9 protein-coding genes are annotated in these 12,660 nt (G+C 71.6%); 6 read left to right on the top strand and 3 right to left on the bottom strand.

The window, feature by feature from the left end; translation table 11 throughout:
- The 4 genes from AB0J09_RS15340 to AB0J09_RS15325 all read left to right on the top strand — a co-directional run.
- The coding region (locus AB0J09_RS15340) for a hypothetical protein (protein ID WP_360690265.1) at window positions 1-650 on the top strand (650 nt) is incomplete at its 5' end.
- A 13-nt stretch (window positions 651-663) separates the two neighbouring features.
- The gene (locus tag AB0J09_RS15335; RefSeq protein ID WP_360690263.1) at window positions 664-3,477 is read left to right on the top strand and encodes a BTAD domain-containing putative transcriptional regulator; all 2,814 of its coding nucleotides are present in this window, start codon (window positions 664-666) and stop codon (window positions 3,475-3,477) included.
- Window positions 3,478-3,550: 73 nt separating this feature from the next.
- Window positions 3,551-4,129 carry a hypothetical protein gene (locus AB0J09_RS15330; protein WP_360690261.1) on the top strand — a complete coding sequence of 193 codons (579 nt, stop codon included), beginning with the start codon at window positions 3,551-3,553 and terminating at the stop codon, window positions 4,127-4,129.
- Window positions 4,113-4,655 carry an OmpA family protein gene (locus tag AB0J09_RS15325; RefSeq protein ID WP_360690259.1) on the top strand — a complete coding sequence of 181 codons (543 nt, stop codon included), beginning with the start codon at window positions 4,113-4,115 and terminating at the stop codon, window positions 4,653-4,655. The genes AB0J09_RS15330 and AB0J09_RS15325 overlap by 17 nt, the downstream gene beginning before the upstream one ends.
- A 182-nt stretch (window positions 4,656-4,837) precedes the next feature.
- Here the strand turns inward: AB0J09_RS15325 and AB0J09_RS15320 are convergent, their stop codons facing one another.
- Complete coding sequence (locus tag AB0J09_RS15320; RefSeq protein ID WP_360690257.1) at window positions 4,838-5,905, bottom strand: trypsin-like peptidase domain-containing protein; 1,068 nt, start codon at window positions 5,903-5,905, stop codon at window positions 4,838-4,840.
- A gap of 18 nt (window positions 5,906-5,923) precedes the next feature.
- Window positions 5,924-7,354, bottom strand: a complete 1,431-nt coding sequence (locus AB0J09_RS15315) for an AMP-binding protein (protein WP_360690255.1) — start codon at window positions 7,352-7,354, stop codon at window positions 5,924-5,926.
- An 80-nt stretch (window positions 7,355-7,434) separates the two neighbouring features.
- On the opposite strand from AB0J09_RS15315, the gene AB0J09_RS15310 reads away from it, so the two are divergent.
- Both AB0J09_RS15310 and AB0J09_RS15305 read left to right on the top strand, forming a co-directional pair.
- Window positions 7,435-8,490 carry a hypothetical protein gene (locus tag AB0J09_RS15310; protein WP_360690253.1) on the top strand — a complete coding sequence of 352 codons (1,056 nt, stop codon included), beginning with the start codon at window positions 7,435-7,437 and terminating at the stop codon, window positions 8,488-8,490.
- Window positions 8,491-8,553: 63 nt separating this feature from the next.
- Entirely contained in the window at window positions 8,554-10,797 is a 2,244-nt protein-coding gene (locus AB0J09_RS15305; RefSeq protein ID WP_360690251.1) for an acyl-CoA dehydrogenase, read from the top strand.
- Here AB0J09_RS15305 and AB0J09_RS15300 read toward each other — a convergent pair.
- Complete coding sequence (locus tag AB0J09_RS15300) at window positions 10,794-12,623, bottom strand: hypothetical protein (protein ID WP_360690249.1); 1,830 nt, start codon at window positions 12,621-12,623, stop codon at window positions 10,794-10,796. The two genes, AB0J09_RS15305 and AB0J09_RS15300, sit on opposite strands and share 4 nt — an antisense overlap.
- Window positions 12,624-12,660 lie beyond the last annotated feature (37 nt).

Below are 12,660 nucleotides of genomic sequence, written 5' to 3'. Positions count from 1 at the left end.
CGCGCAGCGGCCCGAAGCGGAGGCGGTGGCCGTGGATCGCGGGGGCAGGCGCGCTCGTCCTCGCCGTCGCCGCCGTGGCCGTGCCCGGGCTCTCCCAGGAGAGCTGGCCGTACGAGGCGGGATTCGGCGACTCGTGGGCCGTCGGCTCGTCGGAGGGTGGGACCGCCCGGCAGCCGGGCTCCGGCTACGAGCTGACCGTCAAGCCGGGCTGGCGGCTGTGGAAGTCGGCCCCCAGGCAGGAGCCGGAAGGCGGCGTGGTCGTCAGCGCGAAGGCCGCCCTTGAGGAGGGGTCCGGGGAGTACGGTGTGTGGTGCCATGGCTCGGCGCGCTCGGGAGACCGTTACGAGTTCGGGGTGAGCAGTTCCGGCAAGGTCACGATCGTCAAGCGCCGCACGGGCACCAGGGGCAGGACCCTGTACGGCCCGGCGGGCGCACAGAGCGCGGCCGTCAACCGCATCGTGGCGGAGTGCGGCGAGAGCGGGGGCAAGGTGACGCTACGCATGTGGCTGAACGAACGCCTGGTCGCGGAGGCGTCCGACTCGGACGCGCCCTACGGCCCGAACGAGTCAGGCGTCCACGCCGCATCCGGCGCCACCGCGAACCTGCGCGTCCGCTTCGACTCCTTCGCGCTCAGACCGGCGGGCCAGTGATGCTGAGAGGTGCGTGAACGTGCGCTTCGGCGTGCTCGGGCCGCTGCGGATCGATGCCGGCCAGGTGCCGGGACCGGCCAAGCACCGGACGTTGCTGGCGGCGCTGTTGCTGTCGGCCCGCGAGACGGTGCCGGTCGACCGGCTGGTTTCCGTGGTCTGGGACGACCGGCCGCCGGCGTCGGCGGGGTCGGTGCTCAGGGTGTACGTCAGCGCGTTGCGCAAGCTCGTGGACGGCATCCGCACGGTGCCGGGCGGTTACGTGATCGACGTCGAGCGGGACGAGGTCGACTGCCACCGGTTCGAGCGGCTGGTCGCCACGGCCAGGCAGGAGCGCGAGTCGGGGCGGATCGCGGAGGCGGCCGGCACGTTCAGGGCGGCACTGGGGTTGTGGCGGGGGCAGGCGCTGGCCGACGTCGAATCGTCCACGCTGCGCCGGGCGCACGCCGTGCCGCTGGAGGAGCTGCGCCTGACAGCGCTGGAGGAGCGGGTGGAGCTGGACCTGCGCCTCGGCAGGGGCGCGGAGGTGGTCGGGGAGCTGCGGGCGCTGGTAGGGGCGCATCCGCTGCGCGAACGTGCCTGGGTACGCCTCATAGAAGCCCTCCAGCAGGCGGGACGCCGGTCGGAGGCGCTCGGGGCGTACCAGGACGCGCGCAGGACGCTGGTGGAGGAGCTGGGTCTGGAGCCGGGCGCCGAGCTGACCGCGGCACACCAGCGGGTCCTGAACGACGAAGGCCCTCCGCGGACGAGAACCGGCGAGCCACGGCAGAGTGTGGGGCCGGTCGATGAGCTGCCGCCGGACATCTCCGACTTCGTCGGCAGGCAGAACGCGCTCGACTGGATCGTCCGGACGGCCCGCGAGCACGCGTCCGCGCCTGTGCACCTCGTCCTGCACGGTCCGCCCGGCTGCGGGAAGTCGGCCGTCGCCGTGCGCGCCGCCACCTCGCTCGCGCGGCCGGACGGCCGCCTCTACGCCTCGCTCGGCGCCCGGCCGCCGGGCGCCGTTCTGGAGGACCTGCTGCGCTCGCTGGGCTACCCGGACGGCGCGGTCCCGCCGGCGCTGGACGAGCGCGTGCGGCTCTACCGGAGCATGACGGCCCGTAGGAGGCTGCTCGTCCTCCTGGACGACGCCGCAGACGAGGCCCAGGTACGCCCGCTGCTGCCGACCGGCCCTGGCAGCCTCACCCTGGTGACGAGCCGGTCGCCGCTGGCCGGGCTGGAGGCGGCGCGGGCGTACGAGCTGGGGGTCCTCGGCCAGGAGGAGGCCGTGGCGATGCTCGGCGAGGTGGCCGGGCACGACAGGGTACGCGCCGAGCCCGAGGCCGCCCTGCGCATCGTCCGGCTCTGCGGCCACCTGCCCCTGGCCCTGCGCATCGCCGGGTCCCGGCTGGCCAGGAAGCCGGGGTGGACGCTCGACCACCTGGCGGGCCGCCTCGGGGACGAACGGCGCCGGCTCGACGAGCTCAGCGCAGGCGACCTGGCCGTACGGGGCAGCCTGGCGCTCGGCTACCGGGGGCTGCCGGACCCTGAGAAGGGGTTGCTGCGCGGGCTCGGCGCGCTGTCGGCGCCCGACTTCGCGTCCTGGGTCCTGGACGCGGATCTCGAGCCGCTCGCCGAGGCCGGGCTGCTGCAGTCGCGCGGCCTGGACGAGGCGGGCCAGGAACGATACGGCTGGCACGACCTGACCAGGCTCTACGCCGCCGAGCGCCTCGCGGAGGAGGACGGCGGCCCGGCGGGTGTGCTGGCGGCCAGAGCGGGCGCGATCCTCGAGCGAACCAGGCAGGCCCGAGCCACCCTCCTCCCGGCCGAGCCCGGCACCGGCCGCACCGAGGTCCATCCGCCCGGGGCCGGAGCAGGCGGGCAGGGGCTGGAGACCGGCTGGCTGCGGCAGGAGGCGCGGTGGCTGAGCGCCGAGCGCCGGTTCCTGGTGGCGAGCGTCGAGGACTTCTACCGGGCGGGCCTGTACGAGGCCGCCTGGCGGCTGGCGTTCTACCTGACGCCGCTGTTCGAGCTGGGCGCGCACCACGACGACTGGCACGTGACCACGGCGACCGGTCTCGACGCGGCCAGGGCGGTGGGCCATCGGCACGGCGAGGCGCTCCTGCTGCGGGGCCTGGCCGACCTGCACAGGGCCGAGGGCCGCACGGAAGCGGCGGCCGCGGCGCTGCGGGCGGCCCAGCCGCTGGTGGAAGGGCTGGAGCTGGCCAGGATCACGCTCAGGCTGGGCCTCGTCCAGTCCCGCCCGGCGGAGGCTTATCAGGCGTTCGTCCGGGCCCTGCAGGTCTTCGAGGAGGCCGGAGATCAGCGCGGGCGGGCCGACGCCTTACGGGCGCTGGGCGCGCTACGCCGGGACGAAGGCGCGCTCAACCAGAGCCTGACGGCCTACCAGGACCTCGGGGACCCGCGTGGCGAGGCGGAGGCGCTGCTGGACCTGGCCAGGGTTCACCTCGGCGCCGGCAGGCGGGCCGAGGCCCGCGACTGCGTGGAGCGGCGGCTGCGGATCAACCGCCGCCTGGGCGACCGGCTGCCCGAGGCGGTGGCGCTGCTCGTACTGGCCGAGATCGCCAGAGCGGAAGGCGAGCCCGGCGCAGCCGCCGGCTCCGCGAGGGAAGCGCTGGAGACGTTCGTCGCGTACGGCGACCGCAGGGGCACCGCGCAGGCCCTGATGGCGCTCGCCCACGCCGCGCTGGACCTCGACGACATCGAGGGCGCTGTTGAGGGTCTTATGCGTGCTATGGGAGAGTTTGACGACCTCGGTGACGAGCAGGGCAAGGCTGATGTCGAACGGCTCGCGCAGGAGGCCCGTAGGCGGCGTGGTCAGCGGATATAGCGGACTATGCGGATCCTGAAGGTCTCCTCCCTACGGTGAGAGCCATACCCCCGACGACGAAGGTGATCACATAATGCGAAAGACGATTGCGCTGGCCGTCGCGGCCGTCGCGCTGGCGGGCTGCGGAGTGCTCCCCGGCCGGCAGGGCGGCGGGGGCGAGGAGCGGCAGTCGCAGGCCGTCGCCGAGTCCCCCACCAAGCAGCAGGAGACGAGCCCCGCGGAGGAGCAGCAGACCGCGGCTCCCCAGGACACCAAGGTGATCGCCACCCGCGAGGTCGCGGTCAAGGAAGGCAAGGCGCGCGCAGACATAACCGGGCTCAAGCGCCAGGGCAGGACCCTCACACTCAACTGGACGGTCACCGCGACCGACGGCAAGGTCAACATGCACAACGGCATGAGCACCGGCACGCTGGACTACACGGTCTCGGCCGTCTCCCTGATCGACCCGGTGAACGCCAAGCGCTACCGGGTGGCCCGCAACGGCACCGGCGAGGACGCGCAGTGCGTCTGCTCCGGCACCCAGGGCCAGTTCCTGGAGTCGGGGCAGACGTCCACGGTGTACGCGGTCTTCGCTGCGCCTCCCGCGGACGTCAACAAGATCAACATTGAGATGCCCATGATCGGCGTGTTCACCGATGTTCCGATCTCTTAGCGTCGCCCTGTCCCTGGTCCTGGCCCCCACTCCTGCGCCCAGCCCGCCGGCCGACGCCACCGGTGTCGTCGAGAACCTGGTGCTGCCCGTCGAGGACATCATCGGCGAGGTCGAGTCGCTGGACGGGACCGAGAGCGAGACCAAGCAGGGGCGTCAGGTGACAGTTTCGCTCACCAGTGACGTGCTGTTCGCACTGGACAAGTGGCAACTGACCGCCAAGGCCCGGCAGCGGCTCCGGCAGGTGGCCGAGAAGGTGAAGGCCGACGGCGCGGGCGGGGTGGTCAAGATCGAGGGGCATACGGACGACCAGGGGAGCGACGCGTACAACGTCACGTTGTCGCAGCGGCGGGCTCAGGCCGTCCAGGCGGTCATGCGCGGGCTGCTCGCGGACGCGGGCGTGACCCTCCAGGCGCGGGGGTACGGCGAGAGCCGGCCCAAGCGGCCCAACTTGGTGAACGGGAAACCCGACGAGAAGAACCGCGCCCAGAACCGGCGCGTCGAGGTCATCTTCACCGCCAAGCAGTGACTCTCCGGCTTCGGGAGTGCGCGCCCGGGACCTTCGACCCGCCGCACCCCGACTTCCCTCCGGACTTCGGCTGGGGTCCTTCGGAGGGGAAGGAAGCGGGAGCTTCGGGGCAGGGCGGGGCGTGCATCACCCCGGACTACTCCGGCTGGGGTCCTTGGAGGCGGGGCTTAGGGGGGCGGCCGTCATTCGCTCTGCAGTTGGCCCAGGGTCACGGCGACCGTCTCCGTGCTGCCGTCCGAGTGGAGCACGCCCACCTTGGCCTGGTCGCCGGGCTTGAGGGCGGCGATGGTCTCGGCCAGGGCCGCCATCGTCGTCGTCTTCTTGCCGTTGATCGAGGTGATCAGGTCACCGGGCCGGATCCCGGCCTTCTCGGCGGCCCCGCCCGGCTCGACGCGGACCACGCCCACCCCGCTCGGCAAGCCGTCCGCGCCGATCACCGTGCTGCCCCTGATGCCGAGGGCGGCCCGGTGGCTGTTGGTGACCCTGCCCTGCTTGACGATCTGGGCGGCGATGTCCGTGGCGGTGTTGCTCGGGATCGCGAACCCGATGCCGGGGGCGGCGCCCCCGCCCAGGTCGGGGTCGGTGGCGCCGAGAGTGGGAATGCCGATCACCTGACCTGCCAGGTCGACGAGCGCCCCGCCGCTGTTGCCGGGGTTGATCGCCGCCGAGGTCTGGATGGCGCCGGCGATCGTGGCGCCGGGGGAGCCCTCTTCCTGCGGCTCGGAGACGGTACGGCCGATAGCCGAGACGATCCCGTCCGTCACGCTGCCCGACAGGCCCAGCGGGTTGCCCATGGCGAGCACGATCTGCCCGACCCGCACCTTGGACGAGTCCCCGAACTTCGCGGGCCGCAACCCGCCGGGGTGGTCCACCTTGATCACCGCGAGGTCGCCCGCTTTGAAGGACTTGACCAGCCTGGCCTGGAGCGGGGCGCCGCCGGTGGCGACCGTCACCTCCATCTTGGTGGCCGTTCCGACCACGTGAGCGTTGGTGACGATGTGTCCAGCGGAGTCGAACACGATGCCGGACCCGAGTCCGACCTTGGTGTTGATCTGCACGATGGACGGCAGCACGTTGGAGATGACCTTCTCGTACGCCGACTCCAGGGACTGCAGCGATGCCGGAGATGGGGACGAAGCGGCCGGTCGTGAAGTGGGCGTGCCCGTCAGCGTGGCCCTGGACGTGGGGGCAGGTCCGCAGCCGGTGAGCAGCACGGCAGCGGTGGCCAGTCCCGCAACGATCCTCTTCATGGGACATTTGTGCCCACCTCAGCCGGAAAGATACGCCTCCCGGACGTTACGCCTGCTCAGCTTGCCCGTCGGCGTGCGCGGCAAGGACTCGCGGTACTCGATGACGCGCGGATGCTTGAGCCTGGCCAGCCGGGGCGCGCAGTGCCGCAGCAGCTCGGCCGTGAGCTCGTCCCCGCCCACGACCCCGGCCGCCGGCTGCACGAGCGCGACGACCTTCTGGCCCCACTCCGGGTCCGGTACGCCGATCACCGCCACGTCCGCCACGGAGGGGTGCTCGAGCAGCGCGGCCTCGATCTCGGCCGGGTAGATGTTGACGCCGCCGGAGATGATCAGGTCGGTCCGCCGGTCCAGCAGGAACAGGTAGCCGTCCTCGTCGAGGTAGCCGATGTCGCCCGGGGTGTACGCCTGCCCGCGCATCGCCGCTGCCGTCTTGTCCGGATCGCCGTGGTACTCGAACCGGTTGATCCCGCCGATGTAGACCAGCCCCGGTGACCCGGGCCGCACCTCGCGGCCGTCCTCGCCGATGATCGTGAACGTCATCCCGTCCAGCGCCCTGCCGACTGTGCCGGGCCTGGCCAGCCACTCCTTCGACGACACCATGGTCGCCACGGCCGCCTCGGTGGAGCCGTAGTACTCCCACAGCACTGGCCCGAGCCAGTCGATCATGGCTTGCTTGGTGGCCGGCGGGCACGGGGCCGCCCCGTGGTAGAGGTGAGTGAGGGACGACAGGTCGTACGAATCCCGATCCGGCACTCCCAGCAGCCGGTGGAACATCGTGGGCACCATGAACGCGTTCGTCACCCGATACCGCTCGATCAGCCGCAGCGCCTCGGCGGCCTCGAACCGCTCCGGCGCCACGATCGAGTGCCCGAACTGCAGCGCCATCATGGCCTGCCCGTACGGCGCCGAGTGGTAGAGCTGCGAGCACACCAGGTGCACCCCGCCGAACGGTAGCCCGAAGTGCCGCCAGCTCTTCCGCATCAGGATCGGGTACAGCTCCTCCGGCGTCAGATCAAGGAGCCGTCGCCGCACTCCCTTGGGCCGCCCCGTCGTACCTGAGGTGTAGAGCATCATGGACCCGGCCCGCCGGTGCGCGGGCACGTCGGCGGGCTGCCCGGAGATGAGCTCGCCGACTGTGAGGGTCTCCGGTGAGATCACCACCTCTGCCCCGCAGTCGGCCACGATGTAGCCGATCTCCTCGGCCGTGAAGTGCCAGTTCACGGGGACGAGGTACGCGCCGATCTGGTACGTCGCGAGCATCATGGTGAGCGCGTCGAGCCCGTTCTTCAGCACGGTGACCACGCAGTCGCCGGGGGCGACTCCACGGGACGCCAGGCCGTTGGAGGCCTGGTTCGTCCGGGCGAGCAGCTCACCGTAGGTGGCGCTCGCGTCACCTAGGAGGGCGGGACGTTCGGGGTCGTCGACTGCGAGCTCATAGAAGCCCCTCATATCCGCAGACCATACAGAATTAGATTCTGCGGGGCGAATAGAGGAATTATCCCGCTCTCTTGTGACGTAACCTCATGGCCATGGAGGACGTCGGCGACCAGAGGCCCTCATACGATTCACCCACCACCCCGTTCCGCAAGATCGTCCTGCCGGCGGAGGAGACGATCCAGATCCCTCGCCCGCCGGCGCCGGGGCCGTCGGTCCCGATTCGTCCGCCGGCCGGCAACCCGCCGGCACAGCAGCCCCCCGCTCACCAGCCTCCGGCGAAGCAGCCGCCTGCTCAGCCTCCGGCGCAGCAAGTCCCGGCTCGGCAGGTCCCGGTGCAGTCGCCTCCGATCAGCCCGTTATCCTCCACGCTGCCGCCCATCCCCGAGCTGCCGAGGCGCGGCCTCGGCGACATCCCGATCAAGGTCGTCTACCTCGTCGGGGCCATACTCGGCACCGTCCTGGCCGTGGTCCTGATCTTCATGCTCTTCTCCGGCGACGTGCCCGCCAACAAGAAGGCTGCAGAGCAGGGCGTCTCCGTCGCCCCCGCACCGGCCTCCGCCGCTCCCACGGCGTCGCCCACCCCGACCGCCACCGAGAGCCCGGTCGTGCTGCCGCCGGTGCCGACGAGCAAGGCGTACCCGATCCTGTCGGGCACGGCCTCCGTGGTCACCGGCATCATCAGCGACAAGAACACCGGGATCAGCTATCCCAGGCTGGCCGCGCCGTGGAAGGCCAAGTCGTTCCCGCCGTTCTCGATCGCGCAGCGCATCGGCAAGGTGGCCATCCCGCACACGGTGATCGCCTCGGCCATGTTCCCCGGTGACACGCCCGCGAAGAAGCCCTCCAAGGACGCCGACTACCGCGAGCTCGCCGCCCAGGCCGCCCGCTGGGCGATCCGCACCCAGTACCCCCAGGGCGCCACGCTCGCCTGGACCGCCTCCAAGAAGGTCCCGGTCGGCAAGGGCTGGACGCTCGGCTACAAGGTCACCTACACCTTCAACGGCAAGCAGCAGGTCGCCCAGGCCATGGTGACGGTCGTCGAGGTGGGCAAGACCAAGCCCGCGATGCTCTTGGCCTCCATCCCCGAGACGCAAAAGACGCACTGGCGCGACATCAACACCCTCGTGGAGCAGGTGCGTCCGCTCTAGGCCCAGAAGCATCCTCTAGAATATGGTTCTGGGTGTTGGCCGGACCTGGCATGGAGGATGAGCATGGCGATCGGGTTGAGCGAGGAGCACGAGGCGCTCCGCGAGTCGGTGAGCGGCTGGGCCGAGCGGAACATCCCGTCCGAGCTGCTGCGTGCCGGGGCGGACACACGCCCCGCGTTCTGGCCGGGCCTCGCCGAGCAGGGGCTGCTCGGTCTGCACGTGCCCGAGGAGTACGGCGGCTCCGGCTACGGCCTGCTGGAGACGGCCGTGGCCGTCGAGGCGCTGGCCGAGCGCATGGCTCCGGGGCCCTACCTGCCGACCGTGCTGGCCAGCGCCGTGATCAACGCCTCGAAGCGCCCCGAGCACCTGGAGTCGTTCGCTGACGGGACCCTCACCGGCGCCGTCGCGCTGACCGGCACGCTGAGCGGCACCCGCACCGAGGACGGCTCCCTGGTCGTCTCCGGCACGGCCGACCCCGTGCTCGGCGGCTCGCTGGCCGACGCGCTCGTGCTGCCGGTCTCCACGGCCGACGGGGAGGAATGGGTCCTCATCGACGCGTCCGCCGCCACCGTCACCCCGGTCAAGTCCCTCGACCTCACCAGGCCGGTGGCCAAGGTGGAGCTGTCGGAGGTGGTCGTGCCCGCCGAGGGCATCCTGGGCGGCGTCCAGAGCTCCGACGTGCGTGATATCGCCGCGATCCTGCTCGGTGCCGAGGCGGCGGGCCTGGCCTCCTGGTGCGTCACGGCCGCGGCCGAATACGCCAAGGTACGCGTCCAGTTCGGCCGCCCGATCGGCCAGTTCCAGGGCATCAAGCACAAGCTCTCCCGCATGCTGGTGGCCCTGGAGCAGGCCCGCGCCACAGTTTGGGACGCCACGAGAGCAGCGGAGCGGCGAGCCGGGCCGGAGAGAGCGAGGGCGTCCAGCCCGATGCCAACGGAGGCCCGAGGGAGCGCGACCATCAGCGCAGCCAAGGAGCTGGAGTACGCCGCCGCCATCGCCGGCGTGATGGCCCCCGACGCCGCCGTCCAGTGCGCCAAGGACGCCATCCAGACGTTCGGCGGCATCGGCTACACCTTCGAGCACGACGTCCACCTCTACTACCGCCGCGCGCTCACGCTGCGCGCCCTGCTCGGCTCGTCCGCCGAGTGGGCCGCCAGGGTGACCGAGCTGGCCCTGCAGGGTGTCTCCCGAGAGATGCAGATCGACCTGCCCGAGGACGCCGAGGAGCTGCGCGAGTCGATCCGCGCCGAGATCGCGGAGATCGCCCGGCTGGAGGGCAAGGAGCAGAAGCGCGCCCTGGCCGAGCGCGGCTTCGTCATGCCCCACCTGCGCAGGCCGTGGGGCCGCGACGCCAAGCCGCTTGAGCAGGTGCTGATCGCCCAGGAGCTCAAGGCCGCCAAGGTCAAGCTGCCCGCGATGATCATCGGTGCGTGGGTGGTGCCGTCCATCGCCGCCTACGGCACTCAGGAGCAGCAGGAGCGTTTTCTGCCGAAGACGCTCAGCGGCGAGATGATCTGGTGCCAGCTGTTCTCCGAGCCCGGCGCCGGGTCCGACCTGGCCTCGCTGCAGATGAAGGCGGAGAAGGTCGAGGGCGGCTGGCAGCTCACCGGCCAGAAGATCTGGACCTCCGTCGCCCACGTGGCGGAGTGGGGCATCTGCATCGCCCGCAACTCCAGCGACGGCTCCAAGCACGAAGGCATCACGTACTTCCTGGTCGACATGAAGGCCCCGGGCGTCACCGTCAGGCCGCTGACCGAGATGACCGGCGAGAACCTGTTCAACGAGGTCTTCCTCGACGGCGTCTTCGTCCCCGACGAGCTGGTCGTGGGCGAGGTCGGCGACGGCTGGAAGGTCGCCCGCAACACGCTGTCGAACGAGCGCGTCTCACTGTCGTCCGGCTCCGGCGGCACCGGCGCCTCCGTGTCCGACCTGCTGGGCCTGATCGGCCGGCTCGATCGCGAGCTGACGCCGGTCGAGGCGCAGACGGTGGCCGAGGTGGTCTGCGAGGGCCACTCGATCAACGCGCTCTCGCTGCGGGTCACGCTCAAGCAGCTGGCCGGCGCCGAGCCGGGCGCGGACGCCTCCGTACGCAAGCTGCTGTCCACCTCCCACGCCCAGCACGTCTCGGAGACCGCGGTGGACCTGCTCGGGCCGGCGGCGGTCGTGGCCGCCGACATCAAGCTCGGCGACGCGGGCTACTGGAACCGGGCGGTGCTCGCCACCAGGGCGATGACCATCTACGGCGGCACCACGGAGGTGCAGCTCAACATCATCGGCGAGCGCATGCTGGGCCTGCCGAGGGACTAGCGGACGGGCTGCGGCGGGACGGGCGCGGCGTCCTCGGCCGGGACCGGGACGCCGATCCTGATCTCGCCGACGCACGTGGAGCCGTCGAGCGTGCTGATGGCCAGCTCGTCCCCGTGGCCCGTGACCGTGGCGTAGGTCGTGCCCAGGTCCCGGCCTGCCTGCACCACCGTGCGCCCAAGCCCGAGCCGTACCGACAGGGTGGTCTCAGGGCCGTTCAGGTACGAGATCTGCGCCGTCCACTCGCCGCCCGCGAGCGGCCTGGGGAGGGGGAAGCGGGCCTCCTTCCCGCCGACGGGCACGCACGTGGCGCCCTGCGGGATCTTTACGCCGTCGAGCGTCACCGGGCGCAGCCGCCCCTCGGCGTCGAACGTCAGCGGGTTCCGCACCAGTCCTTCGAGCCGTTTCGTCCAGGTCACGGGCAGCGGAGAAGGCAGGCTCAGCACGCGGGAGTGCAGGGCGTAGTCGTGGAAGAACACCGGCGCGGCGACCGCCGGCGGCACGTACGTGTCGAGTACCACCGAGCCCGCGGGCACGCGCGCGAGCGCCCGCCTGGCGGTCTCCACGTAACTCCGGACGGTGCTGCCGAGCGGCCGGTCGGCGTACGCGGCCACGGACCACACCGACCCCGCCGTCACCGCGGCGGCCAGCGGCACCCAGGCCCACCGGAGCCGGAGCCGCGGGCGCAACCACGGCCGCTCCTCGCCTTGCAGCGGGATGAACGCCAGCCCGACCACGATGGCCAGCACCATGGCCGTGGCCGCCAGGTAACGCAGCTCGTAGCCGAGCACCCTGGGCCCGAGCTGCTCGATCCGCCCCAGCAGCACCGGCACCACGTCGGCCAGCAGGAAGTAGCCGAGCAGCATCAGCCATGCCGGCCAGGCCCGCCGCCGGTAGAGCACCGACACCGCGATCACGACGGAGGCCACGCCGAGCGTGGCCCAGGCCAGCGGCTCCGGGGTGGCGGCCATCGCGTAGTCGTCGCCGATCGGCTTCCACTGCCAAGGCCCGCCGAGCGCCGTGGGCACCAGCCCGCGCGTGGCCAGGACCCAGGCGAGCTCGCCCGCGACTCCGGCCCCCGGCAGGTGCGGCGTCTGCGTGGCGTCGGTGAGCTGGACCGAGCTGTAGAGCCTGGTCAAGAAGAGCCACGAGTACGCGGCCAGGATCGCCGCGTACGGCGCCCACGCCCTCCAGTGCACCCGCCAGCGCCCGGGCGTGAGCCAGCAGACGGTGACCACGAAGAGCAGGACCGGGATGAACGCCGCCTTAACGAAGAACAGCAGCCCGAACACCGTCCACGCGCACGCCGCCACCACGTGGCGCAGCCGGCCGTCGCGCACGTAAAGCACGTGTGCGTGCAGCGCCATCGGCAGCGCGAGTTGCATCGGCAACGTCTCCAGCACCGCCGCCCACCACGACAGCGACGGGATCGTCATGGGCGTCACCAGATAGAGCCCGAGCGGCACCAGGATGGCGGGGCGTGCCCCGAACAGCAGCCGCAGCAGCCGCAGCAGCGCCAGGCTCGCTCCGGCCTGCAACGCGATCGTCATCGTGTGCGCGAGCACCTCGTTGTAGCCGCCCAGGCGGGCCATCGCCCACGAGATGCCGAAGCCGCCGGGCAGCAGGTGGCCCACATCCACCCAGGTCAGATAGTCCCAGGTGAAGCCGCTCTCCAGGCCCCTGATGAGGTAGTGGAAGTCGTCCTGGCGGAAGTACGTCCGCCTGACCAGCTCGAACTTCCAGACGAGCTGCACCGCGACCATCACCAGGCCCGCGGCGAGCACGGCGTCGCCGCCGCGTAACCACTGGCGCGCCCCCGCTGTAGACACGCTCGACATCACCCCCGCGACGACTCAACCATGCAGA

This window comes from Nonomuraea sp. NPDC049784 (assembly GCF_040659615.1).
In the GTDB taxonomy this organism is placed as follows: domain Bacteria; phylum Actinomycetota; class Actinomycetes; order Streptosporangiales; family Streptosporangiaceae; genus Nonomuraea.
Note: the sequence above shows the minus strand (reverse complement) of the source record. Positions and strands in the feature narration are given on the sequence as shown.